Genomic DNA, 16,438 nt, shown 5'->3' with positions numbered 1-16,438 from the left:
TCATACAAGTAGAAACGATGGGTGATGTAATGAAGATTTGACAGTATGAGGTCAGATTATTTCGCTCTAGAAAAATCACATTATGAAAAAGAACTTTATTTTGGCACTTTTGGTTATTCTTGTTGCAGTTGCCTCCTGCAGTTTTACCAATAAGTCTTTTGATAACGACGACAAGGATAAATTTTTGTTGGAATTGATTTCCTACGTTTTGGAGAAAGGGCATTACGAGCCCAAAGAAGTGAACGATAGCTTCAGCTCCAATGTTTTTGATGATTTTATCGACATCATCGACCCTACCAAAAGATACTTTCTAAAAAGTGACATCAGGGAATTTGAAAAATACAGGTTTATGATCGATGATGAGATCAGAAATACCGACATTGAATTTTTCAATACCGTATATCAACGTTTAATGGTACGAATGGAAGAGGCCAAGGATATTTATAAAGAAGTACTTGCTACACCTTTTGATTATACGCTCGATGAATCCATTGAGATCGATTATGACGAACAAGATTTTGCATCCAACAAAAAGGAACTCAAGGAACGTTGGAGAAAGCAGTTGAAATACAACACACTTAATGTTTTCGACAATAAAGTTGATAATATGATTTCTGATGCAAATCAGGAATCAGCTTCGAATGTCGATGAGATATTGGCTTTTAATGATATTCCCAGCACTGTTGACAAGGTCACTACAGAGGAAGAAGCAAGAGAAGTAACCAAAAACACCTTGGACGAGTTCTTCGATTTTGTGGGTGATTTGGAACGTAAAGATTGGTTTGTACAATATTTGAATACCATTGTAGAAGAGTTTGATCCCCACACTTTTTACTTCGCTCCCGAAGAAAAGGAAAAATTTGACATTGGTATGTCCGGTAAGTTTGAAGGGATCGGAGCCCGATTGCAGAAAAAGCCCGAAGGAGCTAAAATCGTGGAAATTATTTCTGGTGGTCCCGTTTGGAGAGATCAGTCGCTGGAAGTTGGAGATCAAATACTCAAGGTAGGGCAAGAAGGTGAGGAGCCCATCAATATTGTGGGTATGCGATTGGAAGATGCCATTAAATTGATCAAGGGTCCAGAAGGAACAGTAGTTGATTTGACAGTAAGAAAAGTAGACGGAACCATTGAAACGGTTTCCATAACCAGAGATGTCGTGGAGCTGGAAGAATCTTATGCAAAATCTGCAACTATTGATGCTGGTGAACAAAAGTATGGATTGATCAATCTTCCAAAATTCTATGTGGATTTTGAAGATTACTCCGAAAGAAACGCAGCATCCGACGTGGCCAAAGAATTGGAACGTCTTAAAGAAGCAGGCGCAGGAGGGATTATTTTGGATTTGCGCGACAATGGTGGAGGATCTTTAAAAACGGTTGTCGAAATGGCAGGATTGTTCATTAAGGATGGACCTATTGTTCAGGTTCGTTCCTCTGGCCAACGCAAAGAAGTTCACGAGGATAAGGACGAGCGTATCCAGTGGGATGGTCCATTGGTTATCTTGGTGAATGAACTATCCGCCTCCGCCTCGGAAATATTGGCCGCTGCCATGCAAGATTACAAAAGAGCTGTAATCATTGGAAGCAAGCAGACTTTTGGAAAGGGAACCGTTCAAAATGTAATTCCTTTGGATGGTATCGTCCGAGGAAACGAGCACGGAGATTTGGGAGCAATCAAATTGACCACCCAAAAATTCTATAGAATCAACGGCGGGTCTACCCAGTTGGAAGGTGTAAAAAGTGACATCGTGGTTCCGGATAGATACAGTTATATTGATTTAGGAGAACGCGATCAGCAAAACCCGCTTGGTTGGGATAAGATTACCCCTGCAGATTACAAAGTTTGGGATGGCTACATTGATTTTGATGATGCCGTAAAAAACAGTAAAGAGCGTATGGCGAAAAATGAGCAGATCAAGCTTATTGAGGAAAATGCCAAATGGTTGAAAGAGCAGCAAGATGAAAACACGATTTCCCTTAAATACGATGCTTACGTAAGCAAAGAACAAGAGGCCAAAAAGCGTTCAGAAAAGTTCAAAAGCTTAAGGGATTACGATTCCAAACTATCTTTTAGCTCGTTACAGTATGAGAAAGAATTGTTTACACAAGATTCTGTACTAAGGGAAAAAAGGGACAGATGGCACAAAGATTTAGCGCGAGACATTTATGTTGAAGAAGCGGTGAACGTGCTTAAGGATCTTCACAAGAACAATATCAAGAGAGAAGAAAATAAATTGGCTAGCGTAAAAGGATAGTCGTTTATAAAAGAATGTTTTAAAAGCCAACTCTTATGGGTTGGCTTTTTTGTACAACTTTATCAGTACAATTGTTGACTAAATGAAGAACAGAATAATTTATGCCCTGCTCATAGCACTATGTGTTATTGGCTTTTGGTTGTTTGAAAATTTCTATACCCCGGCAACCTATTCCAATCCAAATGGAACAAGGAGAGACTTGGTACAAACCGATTTTTTACCCAATTCCACAACAGGTGAAGTAGTGCAACATGCCTACTATACACTTTCTTATAGTGAAGCCCACGAGCAAGCAGAGTGGGTGGCATACACCCTTAAAAGAAAACATCTTACCTATGATGATAGGGAACGCCCCTATTTTATTGAAGACCCAAAGGTGAAAACAAAATCGGCAGATTGGCGTAATTACAGAGGTTCTGGGTACGATAGGGGGCATTTGCTTCCTGCTGGTGATCGACGGTTTTCCGAACAGGCTTATAACGAGACTTTTTATACAAGCAACATAAGTCCACAGGACAAATACTTTAACGCCGGGATTTGGAACCGTTTGGAGCAAAAAGTGCGTTATTGGTGCAAAAAATATGGCAATTTAATAGTGGTCACCGGAGGTATATTGAAAAATGATTTAGAAGAAATTGGGAGCGAGGATGTGGATGTCCCCCGTACATTTTACAAGATTGTGCTGAGAGGTAATGGTGAAAGAACGCAAGTACTGGCATTTTTGATTCCAGCAGAAGAAAGTCAAGAACCACTTCAAAATTTTGTAGTGCCCGTTGATGAAATCGAGAAGAAAACAGGCATTGATTTTTTTCAAAACCAACCTGAAGCCTGGCAGTCAGTCATAGAGTCTGAAGTGAACGATAACGGTTGGAAATTCTAGATACCATCCTTCAAGCGGTTGGAATCCAGTTTTAGAAAGATGAACAATAACATTGTAAAAAAGATCAATCCAGAGCCACCGTAGCTAAAGAATGGCAGCGGAACCCCAATAGTGGGCAACAGCCCGATCACCATTCCAATATTTATAAAGTAGTGGAACACCAAAATGGAAATCACCCCATAACCATACATTCGGCTAAAGTCACTCTTTTGTCGTTCCGCGATATAAATCAGCCGTAAAAAGAATAATGAAAACAACAGAATCACGGCAGAAGTGCCCAAAAATCCCCATTCTTCGCCCACGGAGCTAAATATATAATCCGTGTGCTGCTCGGGTACAAAATCCCCTTTGGTCCGTGTACCCTCCATAAATCCTTTTCCAGTAAACCCACCGGATTCAATGGCTTTTTCGGATTGGTAGGTGTTGTAGCCAATGGTTTTTCGGATTTCATCAAGCTTTTCTTCGTCCTTTTCCAAACTCAGCCATAAAGAAAAACGATCTCTGTGACGTTGCTCAAAAACATTTTCAAACACAAAATTTACAGAGAGGGAAAAGAGTATTGAAACAACAATAGCTCCAACAACAGGTAGTATAGGAATTTTTACGGATGCCCTTTTGAATGTGTAGATCAATAGAGTTAAAATAATCAATCCTATGGTGACCCAAACAGTTCCGAACATTAAAGTTGTAGCAAATAAAACGACCGCAAAAATGAGGATGCCTAAGTAATAGATGGGAAAACCTTCCCTAAATAGCACAAAAAAGAGTGAAAAATAGATAAGGGAGCTACCCGGGTCAGGTTGCGGCAATATTAATAAGGCAGGCAGTAAGATGATCACCAACGCAAAAATTTGATGCTTTCCTGTGCGTATATCGGTTTGGATATCACTTAAAAACTTGGCCAGTGCCAAGGAGGTTGCCACTTTCGCCAACTCCGAAGGTTGAAGGTTAAAAAAACCAAGATCGTACCACGAAGTTGCCCCAGCTATGGTTTTTCCAAAAACAAACAGCCCCAAGAGCAAAACAATCGAAATAATATAGAAGATTGAGGCAAAGCGTTCAAAAAACTGGGATTCCACAAAGAGCACGAAGATGATGCCCAGAGCGGCAAGGCCTATAAAAAAAAGCTGTTTGCCGTATAAAGTGGAAAAGTCAAAAATGGAATTACTGGCTTCGCCCACCGATGTGGAGTAAATATTGATCCAACCAATAAACACCAAAAATGCATAGAGGATTACGGTAATCCAATCCAACCTTCCAAAAGGCCCCCTACCACTCATATTCGTTTATTTCAAAAGGTTCTCCACTATATGGTTTGGCATATTCGTGTTCCAATGTTTTTTCCAGCATGCGTTTTTCCAGGTCTTTTCTGGTAATTTCTCCTTTAATGTATTTTTCAATCAAAAGTGAGGCAATGTGACCAGCATAGCGTGATCCATAATACCCATTTTCAATATAGACGGCTAGGGCAATTTGAGGATTTTCTATAGGTGCAAAGGCCACAAAAACAGAGTGGTCCGTAAGTTGCATGCGTTCACCATCGACCCGAATATAATTTTCAACGGTACCCGTTTTTCCAGCTATCTCAATACCTGGAATTTTGACCCACCTTGCTGTTCCATAATTATACACATTGGCCATGCCTTCGATTACAGGTTCAAAATATTTTCTGTCGATGGTGGTGTATCGGGGTTCGGTGTATTTAGGGTCTATTTTTCCATTGTTGCCAATACTTTTAATAATGTGCGGGGTGTAAAAATAACCACGGTTGGCAATGGCAGCGGTCATGTTGGCCAATTGCAAGGGTGTGGCCGCAATTTCCCCTTGCCCTATGGAATTGGATATAATAGTGGATGCTGCCCATCTGCTATCTCCGTACCATTTATCATAATAGGCCACATCTGGAATCCTTCCAGGGGCGCCTGTGGGAAGGTCAGTACCTAAGAAATCGCCCAGGCCAAAACTTTTCATGTGCTTTTCCCACATATCCATGCCTTCGTCGGTAGTCTCATATTTGTCAAAAATCTTTCGGAAGACCCCAGCAAAATAAGCATTGCACGATTGGTAAATGCCTGAATTTAAATCTCGAACACCACCACCGCAATGGCATCCCCTGAGCGTATTCCCTACGTAGAACCCGTGATAGCACCTAAATTTGGTATTGGTGTCTATTACACCTTCTTGTAAGCCCACCAAGGCATTAAGCGTTTTAAAAGGTGATCCAGGGGAAGGCTGTGCTAAAATAGAACGGTCCCATGTGGGTTTGGAAATGGTGTCGTAATGTAGTTTGCTATAATTTTTGGAGCGTTCCCTGCCTACCAAAAGGGCTGGGTCGTATGTTGGCCCCGATATCATGGCCAATATTTCTCCTGATTTGGGTTCAATGGCCACAATGCCCCCACGTTTGCCGTGCATCAATTTTTCTCCATACTCCTGGAGGGTCTTATCCAAGGTAATGTGAATCTCTTTGCCTTGTTGGGGAAGGGTGTCCAATTTCCCGTCTTTGTAAGGACCAATATCCCTGTTAAAACGGTCTTTCTGAATATGCTTGACGCCTTTTCGGCCTCTCAATATTTCTTCATATTGCTTTTCAATACCTGTACGTCCTTTTAATTCCCCAGCAACATAATATGGATTGTTTTTGAGGTCCCATTCGTTTACCTCACTGATATATCCGAGCACATTGGCCGCACTTTTGGTATTGTAGTAACGTAACGACCTCTTTTGGATATAAAAGCCAGTAAAGTGCCGCATTTTTTCCTGAAGCTTCGCATAATCCTCTTTGGAGAGCTGGGGCACCAAAACAGAAGGTAGCCGAGGAGAATAAATTCTCGCTTTTTCCATTTTGGAAAGGAATTCAAGTTTATCAATACCCAAAAGACTGCAAAATTCCAGAGTGTCCAAAGGTTTTACTTCCCTTGGGATGACCATAACGTCGTATGCGGGTTGATTGCCCACCAAGAGTTTGCCGTCCCTATCGTAGATGTAACCTCTTTCTGGGTAGTCATATACTTTTTTTATGGCGGGATCATCCAATATTTGATCGGGCGAAAAACGGAACAATTGCAGATAGGATAACCTGCCAATAAAGGTGAATCCTATAAGTACAACAATGGATGACAGCAATAATTTCTTCATGACCAACCTAAATTCTAGGGCTTCTTATATACCCCAACGATAAAAACTACGTTTTTATTCGCTTTTTGGACTAAAAAGTGAACTGAATAATACACAAAGTATTAAAGTTACAATACCTGTGGCGAAAACTTTCTTCAAAATTAATAGGATATGGGCGATACTTAAAATTTCAAACGAAAAGAATATCAGATGATGGATAAAAACAAGCAAAGCCATAAAGGTGATGCGCTGTACCTTGGTGGTGTTCTTAAAGCTGAAACTTTGAAAATCGTAGTTTACGCCAAAACAAAATCGCATAATTGCCGGTCTTGCATAGGCAATGGTTGCCGATGCCAAAGCATTCAAGGCAAGGGTATCAGAAAAAATATCGATAACCAGCCCCAATAAAAATGCTATAAGCATAAAAAGTGCCCTGTTCCCTTTGATGGGGTACCAATAAAAGAAAATCACATAGACAAAAGGATTTATAAAACCCAGAAAGTTGAGATTGTTAAATATCAAAACCTGTGTGATGACCAACAACACAAATCGCAGAATATTTATGATCAGGGAATTGTTCATTCTATGGTTCTGGATTCTAATTCCTCAATCTCCACTTTGTCCTTGTTCTCGATCAAGTATACATTTTTAATGTTGGCCATGTCGGAAAATAATTCTACATCAATATTGTAAAAGCTCTTGGAAGCGTTCAAGTCATATTTTTTAATGATTCCAATGGGTACGTTTTCTGGAAAAATACTGGACATACCTCCCGTTACAATGGTGTCTCCAACGACCAACGGAACCAATCTTGGAATATCTATCAATTGTACCACCTTATAATCTTTAGTGTCCCAAATCAAGGAGCCGAAGTACTCGGTGCCCTTAATTTTTGCGTTGATGTTGGATTTGGTGTTCAGTACACTTTGAACCGTGGCAAAATTATTGGAGACATTTTCTACAATGCCCAAAATACCGTCCGTGGTAATTACGCCCATATCTTGTTGTACCCCATCTTTCTTTCCTTTATCAATTAAGATATAATTCCTAGGAGAGGTAAAACTATTCTTGATAAGCCTCGCGTTCAATACCTGATAGACGGCCAAAGTGGAATCCAAAGGTCGAAAGCTGTCATCCGATAAATTAAACAACAATTTTCGCAACTGTTGATTTTCCTCGACCAATCGTTTGTTTTCTTTTTGAAGGTTAAAATACGAGGAAACATCGGAACCTGCTCCGTAAATACTGCCAGATACCCATCGGGATGAATTAAAAAATTTGGATTGATGGTAGGAATGGGAACGAATCGTCATCACCAATGCAATAAACGCAAGAAAAGCATACAGAAATGCGTTTCGAAAGCGTAAAACAAAATTGATGATGCGTTGCATGCAATCGTATCGTTAAGAAGGTTTTTGAACTCCTTGAAGGTAATAGAACTGCAGAAAATACAAGTCTATTTTATTAAAATACTTTTATAGCGTTCCAAGTTTTTAAGAGCAATACCCGTACCTCTCACAACTGCTCTCAAAGGATCTTCGGCGATGTACACGGGCAAATCGGTTTTTTGGGAAAGCCTTCTGTCCAAACCTCGGAGCATGGAACCACCACCAGCCAAATAAATACCTGTATTGTAAATATCCGCTGCCAGTTCTGGTGGGGTCTGGGACAAGGTTTCCATAACCGCATCTTCCACTCTTAAAATACTTTTGTCCAAAGCTTTGGCAATTTCTCTGTAGGAAACATGAACTTGTTTTGGTTTTCCCGTCAATAGGTCACGACCTTGGATGGATTTATCATCTGGTGGGGATTTTAAATCCTCGGTAGCCGAACCAATTTCAATTTTGATGGCTTCTGCAGTGCTTTCGCCCACATATAGGTTATGCTGGGTCCGCATGTAATAAATGATGTCATTGGTGAAAACATCACCAGCAATCTTCACGGATTTGTCACAAACAATACCGCCAAGAGCGATTACCGCAATCTCTGTAGTACCGCCACCTATGTCCACAATCATGTTCCCTTTGGGTTGCATAATATCAAGACCGATACCGATGGCAGCGGCCATGGGTTCGTGGATCAAGTATACCTCTTTACCGTTTACGCGTTCCGCAGATTCGCGTACCGCACGCATTTCCACTTCGGTAATGCCCGAAGGAATACAAATGACCATGCGAAGTGCCGGCGGAAACCATTTTTTCTTGAGTGCCGGAATGTTCTTGATGAACATACTGATCATCTTTTCCGATGCATCAAAGTCTGCGATTACCCCATCTTTCAACGGTCGTATAGTTTTGATGTTTTCATGGGTCTTCCCCTGCATCATATTGGCTTCGCGGCCCACCGCGATAATTTTCCCCGATACACGGTCCCTTGCTACAATGGAAGGACTGTCAACCACCACTTTGTCCAAGTGGATGATCAGGGTATTTGCAGTACCAAGGTCAATGGCAATTTCCTCGGTCATGAAATCAAAGAATCCCATACAAATTGTCTGTTTTTCGGATTAACGGTAAAATTTAACGGCTAAAGTACTAAAATTAATGTTTAAAATGTCTTGTACCCGTCATCACCATCGCCAATCCATTTTCGTTGCAATAATCGATGCTCAGTTGATCCTTGATGGAACCTCCTGGTTGAATCACACTTTTAATGCCCGCGTTGTCCGCAATCTCCACACAATCCGGGAAAGGGAAAAAGGCATCACTGGCCATAACGGCACCGTTCAAATCAAAGTTAAAGGATTGTGCTTTATGGATGGCTTGGTTCAAAGCATCAACGCGTGATGTTTGCCCTGTTCCGCTGGCACACAATTGTTTGTTCTTGGCCAAAACAATGGTGTTGCTTTTGGTGTGCTTGCACAATTTGGAGGCAAAAATCAAATCTTCAATTTCCTCTAAAGTTGGTTTTTTGTCCGTTACAGGGTTGAGGTCTTCTTTGCTGTCGGTTTTGGAATCTTTTTCCTGAACCAAAACACCATTCAAACAAGTTCTCACCAAAGTGTCGGGCAATTCGGTTTCATTTTGTATTAGAATGATTCTGTTTTTCTTGCCCTTTAAGATTTCCAAAGCATCATCTGCGTAGCTTGGTGCAATGACCACTTCGCAGAACAATTTGTGAATTTCTTCAGCTGTTGGAGCATCGATTTCTTTGTTTGAAATCAAAATGCCGCCAAAGGCAGAGACAGGGTCACCCGCCAAGGCATCCACATAGGCTTGACTGATGGTGCTGCGAGTGGCCAATCCACAGGCATTGTTGTGTTTTAGGATGGCAAAGGTCGGGTCATCGTTTTTGAATTCCCCCATCAAGTTTACGGCGGCGTCAACATCCAAAAGGTTGTTGTATGATAGCTCTTTGCCGTGAAGCTTGGAGAACATCGCATCAAAATCGCCGAAGAAGTATCCTTTTTGGTGTGGGTTTTCACCGTAACGCAACACCTGTCCTTTGGTCTCACTGATTTTCAACACGGTTTCTTCTTTTTCCTTGTTAAAGTAGTTAAAGATGGCCGTATCGTAATGTGAGGAAATATTGAAGGCCTTGGTCGCAAAGCGTTTGCGGTCTTCCAAGGTTGTGGTTCCTTTTCCTTCGGAAATCACGTTCAAAAAGTCTTCGTAATCCTCCATGGATGATACACAAAGTACATCCTTGAAGTTTTTGGCGGCAGCTCGGATAAGGGAAATGCCACCGATATCGATTTTCTCGATAATATCTTGTTCCGATGCGCCACTGGCAACGGTTTTTTCAAAAGGATAAAGATCTACGATCACAATGTCCAACTGTGGAATATCAAATTCCTTCATTTGGGAAACATCGCTCTCGTTGTCCTGCCTGTTCAAAATTCCCCCAAAAACCTTGGGGTGCAATGTTTTTACACGGCCACCCAAAATGGAGGGGTAGCTGGTGACATCTTCAACAGGTACCACATTGATACCGAGATCGCGGATAAATTTTTCGGTACCTCCTGTGGAATAAAGAGTTACACCAAGGTCGTCCAATTTTTTTACGATGGGTTCCAGTCCATCCTTATGAAATACGGAAATTAATGCGGCAGAGGCTTTTTTGGCAGTCATCTTCTATGTCTTAAAATCAATTTATTAAGCGCACAAAAGTACTTTTTTTGAAGCTAAAAAGCAGAACGGTTTATCAACAAAATGGGAGAAGTTTTACAGAATTTCAGCAACTTTTTGGTTGATGAATTCCAAAAAGCGTTCATCTTCCTCTGTAAAGGGATCGGGAGTGTTGGAATCGATATCGATTTGGCCGACATTTTCTCCGTTTACGAACAAAGGAACCACGATTTCAGCTTTTACCGTTATGCTACAGGCAATATAATTGTCCTGGGCGGCCACATCGGGCACTACAAAGTTCTCATTGCTCACGGCAACCTGCCCGCAAATACCTTTTCCAAACGGAATTATAGTATGGTCGGTAGGCGCTCCGGCGTAGGGTCCCAATTTCAATTCTTCCTTATCACCATTTTTAAAGTAGAACCCTACCCAGTCGTAATAATCAACATTGCTGCGCAAAAGTTCGCAGATTTCGCCCAAACGGGTATCCACTGATTTATTTTTGTTTTTTACGATTTCAAGTATTTTGGGTTCCAACGATTTTAGCATGAGGTATTTTTTTGCAAATGTATTGAATAGTGGTTTTGTCCGACAAAATAAAGCATGCTTACAAGCTAAAAACAGATAAAGTTCTGTTAAGCAAAACAATAAATGTTAATATTTTGTAGTTTTGTAGTTGAATGAAACAGATTTTTCATCAAATAGTATCCTCGGTAATGGCAGTTTTGCTGTTGGCTTCCACAGTTTCTTGGACGGTGGACAAGCATATTTGTATGGGCCGTGTGATGGATATTTCCTTGTTTTCACATGCCGATGACTGCGGTATGGACATGGACATGGATATGGAAAAATCTTGTTGTGCTGATGAATCCTTCACCATTCAAGGTCAGGACGACCTAAAAATCTCCTTTGAAAACTTTAGTTTAGACCAACAAGTCTTTTTGGTAAGCTTTGTCCATACCTACTTTCAACTTTTCGAATTTAATTTTGAAGAACCTAGCTCCTTTTGCGAGTACAACCCACCTCCATTGATACGTGACGTACAGGTTCTGGACCAGACTTTCCTTATTTGATTTAACATAGATTGAATTTTCCCGACCCAATTGGTTGGGCAGCTGCGTTTATGCGCGTTTTTGTGTCGATCTAATGCTTAAATCAAACCTTTATGCTGAACAAAAGCATCAAATTTTTAATAGAAAACAAATTGGTAGCCGTGTTGCTCCTGCTGATTTTTATGGCTTGGGGCATAATGAGCACTCCTTTTAATTGGGATACTGGTGCTTTGCCAAGCAATCCTGTTGCAGTGGATGCTATTCCCGATATCGGGGAGAACCAACAGATTGTATTTACAAAATGGTCTGGGCGTTCCCCACAGGATATCGAAGATCAGATTACTTACCCTTTGACAACTTCCTTGCTGGGAATACCGGGGGTAAAGACCATACGGAGCTCTTCCATGTTCGGGTTTTCGAGCATCTATATCATTTTTGAAGAAGATGTGGAATTCTATTGGAGCCGCAGTCGAATTCTGGAGAAACTCAATTCCTTGCCCAATAATTTATTGCCAGATGGAGTAAACCCTGCATTAGGCCCTGATGCTACAGCTTTGGGACAGATTTTTTGGTACACCTTGGAAGGTCGTGACAAAGATGGCAATGTAACTGGAGGATGGGACTTGCAGGAACTACGCAGTATCCAGGATTACTATGTGAAATATGCATTGTCTTCCGCGTCCGGCGTATCCGAAGTGGCCTCCATTGGTGGGTTTGTACAGGAATACCAAGTGGATGTGGACCCTGAACTGATGAAACAGTACAATGTGGGACTAGATCAGGTGGTGAAGGCCGTTAAGCAAAGCAATAGGGATATTGGTGCCCAAACCTTGGAGATCAACAAAGCGGAATATTTGGTGCGTGGCCTCGGCTACATAAAATCCTTGGATGATATCAAAAATGCAGTGGTTTCTGCAACAGATTACACCTCCATTAGGGTACAGGATGTGGCTCACGTTTCATTAGGGCCAGAAGTTCGTCGTGGAATTTTGGACAAGGAAGGTGCTGAAGTTGTTGGTGGTGTGGTCGTGGCCCGATATGGCGCCAATCCATTGGAGGTCATCAACAACGTAAAAGACCAAATAAAAGAATTAAGTGCTGGGCTTCCATCCAAACAATTGAAAGATGGAACCACTTCGCAACTCACTATTGTTCCCTTTTATGATAGAACCGAACTCATACAAGAAACATTGGGGACGCTCAATGAGGCTTTGACACTCGAAATTCTTATCACCATATTGGTCATCGTGGTGATGGTGTTCAATCTTAGGGCCTCTATTCTGATTTCTGGCTTGCTTCCCATTGCCGTTCTTATGGTGTTTATCTCTATGAAACTATTTGGGGTAGATGCCAATATCGTGGCACTTTCTGGTATTGCCATTGCCATTGGTACCATGGTCGATGTTGGTGTAATTCTCTCCGAGAACATTATCCGGCACATGGATGATGATAAGAATAACTTGCCGATAAACGAAGTGGTGTACAACGCAACTTCCGAGGTTTCCGGAGCAATATTAACCGCTGTGCTAACCACCATTATCAGTTTTATTCCCGTGTTTACCATGGTTGGTGCCGAAGGAAAACTTTTCCGACCATTGGCCTTTACCAAGACCATGGCACTGACGGCCTCTATTATTATTGCCCTGTTTTTAATTCCTCCTTTTGCAGCCATCATTTTTAAGAAGAAAAAACAAACCCCCATCTTTAAATATATTTGGAACGGTATTTTGATGGCATTAGGCTTGGTTGCAATCGGTTTTGGTTATTGGTCGGGACTGGCCTTGATCGCCTTTGGCGTTTCTGGAATCTTGAAGTTGAGAGAAATTCTAGATGCTAAACAAGCAGGAATGATCAATGTGGGCATCTGCGTTACGACAATCATTTTCTTATTGGCCACGTATTGGAGACCCTTGGGATTTGATCGTAGTATTGCCATCAACTTGCTATTTGTTGGGTTGATTTGTGGCGTATTACTAGGAGTGTTTTATCTGTTTAGACAATATTACAGCCGTATTTTGACATGGGCATTGGAGAATAAATTGATGTTCCTCTCCATTCCCACCGTGATTGTGGTTTTTGGATTCATGATCATGCGTAATACAGGTCAAGAATTTATGCCCTCGTTAAATGAAGGTTCATTTTTATTGATGCCCACTTCTTTGCCGCATGCCGGAGTTGAGGAAAACAAGCGGGTGTTGCAACAATTGGATATGGCGGTTGCTACCATCCCTGAGATTCAAACCGTGGTGGGAAAATCCGGTCGAACCGAATCAGCATTGGATCCCGCACCACTTTCCATGTACGAGAACATTATCCAGTACCGTTCGGAGTATCAAAAAAATGAAGCGGGAAGTCCACAACGATTCAAAGTCAATCCCGATGGGTATTTTGAATTGAGCAACGGAAAAGTACTCGCCAATCCAAATTTGGAGGTGAGCAACGAACAAAGCTATACAGGAAATCATGTGAGTGAACCGTTACGAATAGATCGAAGTCTTTTAATTCCTGACAATGATGGTGAATACTTCCGAAACTGGCGTCCCGAGATTAAAAGCCCAGATGACATTTGGAATGAAATTGTAAAGGTGACCAAATTGCCAGGTGTCACTTCCGCACCAAAACTGCAACCTATTGAAACACGTTTGGTGATGCTTCAAACAGGAATGCGGGCACCTATGGGAATTAAAGTGAAAGGGCAGGATTTAAAAGAAATCGAAAACTTTGGCCTTCAATTGGAACCCATTTTAAAAGAAGCTGCAGGGGTCAAGGATGAGGCGGTTTTTGCGGATCGAATTGTAGGGAAACCGTATTTACTCATTGACATTGACCGCGAAAAATTAGTACGTTATGGTCTGGTCATCGAAGATGTACAGCAAATTTTGGAAGTTGCCCTTGGCGGGATGACATTGACCCAAACCGTGGAAGGACGGGAGCGTTACGGTGTTCGTGTGCGCTACCCAAGGGAACTTCGGGAAAATCCAACCGATATAGGGAACATTTATGTTCCGGTACAAAAAGGAAGTCCTGTTCCCTTGAGCGAATTGGTCACCATCCGTTACGAGCAAGGACCGCAAGCCATTAAAAGTGAGGATACCTTTTTGGTGGGCTACGTACTTTTTGATAAGCAAGACGGCTATGCCGAAGTTGATGTGGTGGAAAATGCGCAAGCCAAGATTCAGGAAAAAATTGACAGTGGGGAGTTGGTGGTGCCAAAAGGCATCAGCTATAAATTTACCGGGACGTATGAGAACCAATTGCGGGCAGAAAAAACATTGTCTGTGGTGGTACCCTTGGCACTTTTGATTATCTTTTTGATCCTTTACTTCCAATTTAGATCGGTGGCCACCTCTTTGATGGTATTTTCGGGAATTATGGTGGCTTTTGCTGGTGGATTTTTAATGATTTGGTTCTATGGTCAGGATTGGTTCCTCAATTTCAGTTTTATGGGCGAAAACCTGCGGGATTTATTCCAAATGCACACCATCAACCTGAGTGTTGCTGTCTGGGTCGGGTTTATTGCCCTATTCGGGATTGCCACTGATGATGGGGTGGTGATGGCCACTTACCTCACCCAAACTTTTGATAAGAACAAACCTGAAAACTTGAAAGGAATTCGTGCTTCGGTACTGGAAGCAGGTGAAAAACGTATCAGACCGTGTTTAATGACCACAGCGACAACCATTTTGGCACTGTTGCCCGTGCTTACCAGTACAGGGAGGGGAAGCGATATCATGATTCCGATGGCCATTCCAAGTTTTGGAGGTATGTTGATTGCATTGGTCACACTTTTTGTGGTACCTGTGCTGTACAGTTGGAAAAGTGAGCTGCAATTTAAAATGCAAAACCGATGAAAAAGAGATTCATATATATAGTATTTGCTTTAGTAGCTTTTGGGGTTAACGCCCAGTCTTTGGAAAGCTATTTGCAAGAAGCCGAGTTGAACAGTCCCATGATCCAAGCGTTGGAGCTTCGCTATAACATTGCCAAGGAAAAGGTGGTCGAAATGAACACTTTGCCCAATACCACCATAGCGGCAGGATATTTTGTGAGTGAACCAGAGACCAGGACAGGAGCACAACGTGCCAGGTTTTCGGTATCGCAAATGTTACCTTGGTTCGGAACCATCACCGCGCGGGAAAACTATGCGAGTTCCATGGCAGAGACCGAGTATGCGGAAATTGTGATAGCCAAACGAAAGTTGGCCCTTTCCGTAGCGCAATCCTACTACAATTTATACGGGATTCAGGCCAAGCAAAAGGTATTGCAGGAAAATATTGAGTTGTTGAAAACCTATGAAACTTTGGCCCTAACCTCTGTTGAAGTGGGAAACGCCTCCGCGGTTGATGTTTTGAAGCTTCAAATCCGTCAAAATGAATTGCAGCAGCAGAAAGAAGTGCTGGAGCAAACCTATCTAGCAGAACAGGCTGTCTTCAATAATTTGCTGCATCGAGATGAAAGTATCGCGGTTGAGGTGGTGGATGAAATGGACATCCCTTCGGATGACCCCATTTTTAATAAAGAGGATTTGAGCCTCAACCCTGAGCTGCTGAAATATGACCAGTTATATGAATCGGTCACCCAGTCGGAACTGCTCAACCAAAAGGAAAACGCTCCAAGTTTTGGGATAGGGTTGGATTATATACCTGTTTCGGAACGGGATGATATGGTTTTTAGTGATAACGGAAAGGATATTGTAATGCCGATGGTCACTTTTTCCGTTCCCATTTTCAACAACAAGTTTAAATCGACCACCAAACAGAACGAGCTTCGTCAAAAAGAGATTGAATTCCAAAAAGAGGAGCGATTGAACATTTTGGAGAATGCCTATGCCAATGCCATTTCGCAACGGAACCAGGCACGTATTGCGCATCAAACCCAAGCAAAAAACCTAAAACAGGCCAAGGATGCCGAAGAAATCCTGATCAAGAACTACGAAACGGGCACCATCGACTTTAACGATGTGCTGGACATTCAAGAGTTGCAATTAAAGTTTCAGACCAATCAAATACAATCGGTGCAGTTGTATTACCTACAATCTGCCATCATCAATTATTTAATTAACAAGTAA

12 protein-coding genes are annotated in these 16,438 nt (G+C 41.8%); 5 read left to right on the top strand and 7 right to left on the bottom strand.

Annotated elements, in window-relative coordinates; translation table 11 throughout:
- Window positions 1-82 precede the first annotated feature (82 nt).
- Both MURRU_RS04330 and MURRU_RS04325 read left to right on the top strand, forming a co-directional pair.
- Window positions 83-2,254: a carboxy terminal-processing peptidase gene (locus MURRU_RS04330; RefSeq protein WP_014032202.1), complete on the top strand. Its 2,172-nt coding sequence runs from the start codon at window positions 83-85 to the stop codon at window positions 2,252-2,254.
- Window positions 2,255-2,336: 82 nt separating this feature from the next.
- Window positions 2,337-3,134 carry a DNA/RNA non-specific endonuclease gene (locus MURRU_RS04325; protein WP_014032201.1) on the top strand — a complete coding sequence of 266 codons (798 nt, stop codon included), beginning with the start codon at window positions 2,337-2,339 and terminating at the stop codon, window positions 3,132-3,134.
- Here the strand turns inward: MURRU_RS04325 and rodA are convergent.
- The 7 genes from rodA to MURRU_RS04290 form a co-directional block, all read right to left on the bottom strand.
- Window positions 3,131-4,414 carry a rod shape-determining protein RodA gene (gene rodA / locus MURRU_RS04320; RefSeq protein ID WP_014032200.1) on the bottom strand — a complete coding sequence of 428 codons (1,284 nt, stop codon included), beginning with the start codon at window positions 4,412-4,414 and terminating at the stop codon, window positions 3,131-3,133. The two genes, MURRU_RS04325 and rodA, sit on opposite strands and share 4 nt — an antisense overlap.
- On the bottom strand, window positions 4,404-6,272 hold the full coding sequence (locus MURRU_RS04315; protein ID WP_014032199.1) for a peptidoglycan D,D-transpeptidase FtsI family protein: 1,869 nt from the start codon (window positions 6,270-6,272) through the stop codon (window positions 4,404-4,406). Before MURRU_RS04315 ends, rodA begins: the two co-directional genes overlap by 11 nt.
- 54 nt (window positions 6,273-6,326) lie before the next feature.
- The gene (locus MURRU_RS04310) at window positions 6,327-6,833 is read right to left on the bottom strand and encodes a hypothetical protein (protein WP_014032198.1); all 507 of its coding nucleotides are present in this window, start codon (window positions 6,831-6,833) and stop codon (window positions 6,327-6,329) included.
- On the bottom strand, window positions 6,830-7,642 hold the full coding sequence (gene mreC, locus MURRU_RS04305) for a rod shape-determining protein MreC (protein ID WP_014032197.1): 813 nt from the start codon (window positions 7,640-7,642) through the stop codon (window positions 6,830-6,832). Before mreC ends, MURRU_RS04310 begins: the two co-directional genes overlap by 4 nt.
- A 65-nt stretch (window positions 7,643-7,707) precedes the next feature.
- A complete protein-coding gene (locus tag MURRU_RS04300; RefSeq protein WP_014032196.1) occupies window positions 7,708-8,736 on the bottom strand; it encodes a rod shape-determining protein in 1,029 nt (342 codons plus the stop codon).
- Between the two features lie 55 nt (window positions 8,737-8,791).
- On the bottom strand, window positions 8,792-10,321 hold the full coding sequence (gene purH / locus MURRU_RS04295; RefSeq protein ID WP_014032195.1) for a bifunctional phosphoribosylaminoimidazolecarboxamide formyltransferase/IMP cyclohydrolase: 1,530 nt from the start codon (window positions 10,319-10,321) through the stop codon (window positions 8,792-8,794).
- Window positions 10,322-10,414: 93 nt separating this feature from the next.
- A complete protein-coding gene (locus MURRU_RS04290; protein WP_014032194.1) occupies window positions 10,415-10,867 on the bottom strand; it encodes a GAF domain-containing protein in 453 nt (150 codons plus the stop codon).
- Between the two features lie 131 nt (window positions 10,868-10,998).
- On the opposite strand from MURRU_RS04290, the gene MURRU_RS04285 reads away from it, so the two are divergent.
- The 3 genes from MURRU_RS04285 to MURRU_RS04275 all read left to right on the top strand — a co-directional run bounded on the left by MURRU_RS04285 (window position 10,999) and on the right by MURRU_RS04275 (window position 16,438).
- A complete protein-coding gene (locus tag MURRU_RS04285; protein WP_041801302.1) occupies window positions 10,999-11,391 on the top strand; it encodes an HYC_CC_PP family protein in 393 nt (130 codons plus the stop codon).
- Between the two features lie 92 nt (window positions 11,392-11,483).
- A complete protein-coding gene (locus MURRU_RS04280; protein WP_014032192.1) occupies window positions 11,484-15,221 on the top strand; it encodes an efflux RND transporter permease subunit in 3,738 nt (1,245 codons plus the stop codon).
- A complete protein-coding gene (locus tag MURRU_RS04275) occupies window positions 15,218-16,438 on the top strand; it encodes a TolC family protein (RefSeq protein ID WP_014032191.1) in 1,221 nt (406 codons plus the stop codon). Before MURRU_RS04280 ends, MURRU_RS04275 begins: the two co-directional genes overlap by 4 nt.

Source organism: Allomuricauda ruestringensis DSM 13258, assembly GCF_000224085.1.
GTDB lineage: Bacteria > Bacteroidota > Bacteroidia > Flavobacteriales > Flavobacteriaceae > Flagellimonas > Flagellimonas ruestringensis.
This window is presented reverse-complemented; position numbering and strand designations above follow the sequence as displayed.

Coding starts and splice junctions, on each gene's coding strand:
- MURRU_RS04330 (WP_014032202.1), top strand. CDS start 83: ATGAAAAAGAACTTTATTTTGGCACTTTTGGTTATTCTTGTTGCAGTT.
- MURRU_RS04325 (WP_014032201.1), top strand. CDS start 2,337: ATGAAGAACAGAATAATTTATGCCCTGCTCATAGCACTATGTGTTATT.
- rodA (WP_014032200.1), bottom strand. CDS start 4,414: ATGAGTGGTAGGGGGCCTTTTGGAAGGTTGGATTGGATTACCGTAATC.
- MURRU_RS04315 (WP_014032199.1), bottom strand. CDS start 6,272: ATGAAGAAATTATTGCTGTCATCCATTGTTGTACTTATAGGATTCACC.
- MURRU_RS04310 (WP_014032198.1), bottom strand. CDS start 6,833: ATGAACAATTCCCTGATCATAAATATTCTGCGATTTGTGTTGTTGGTC.
- mreC (WP_014032197.1), bottom strand. CDS start 7,642: ATGCAACGCATCATCAATTTTGTTTTACGCTTTCGAAACGCATTTCTG.
- MURRU_RS04300 (WP_014032196.1), bottom strand. CDS start 8,736: ATGGGATTCTTTGATTTCATGACCGAGGAAATTGCCATTGACCTTGGT.
- purH (WP_014032195.1), bottom strand. CDS start 10,321: ATGACTGCCAAAAAAGCCTCTGCCGCATTAATTTCCGTATTTCATAAG.
- MURRU_RS04290 (WP_014032194.1), bottom strand. CDS start 10,867: ATGCTAAAATCGTTGGAACCCAAAATACTTGAAATCGTAAAAAACAAA.
- MURRU_RS04285 (WP_041801302.1), top strand. CDS start 10,999: ATGAAACAGATTTTTCATCAAATAGTATCCTCGGTAATGGCAGTTTTG.
- MURRU_RS04280 (WP_014032192.1), top strand. CDS start 11,484: ATGCTGAACAAAAGCATCAAATTTTTAATAGAAAACAAATTGGTAGCC.
- MURRU_RS04275 (WP_014032191.1), top strand. CDS start 15,218: ATGAAAAAGAGATTCATATATATAGTATTTGCTTTAGTAGCTTTTGGG.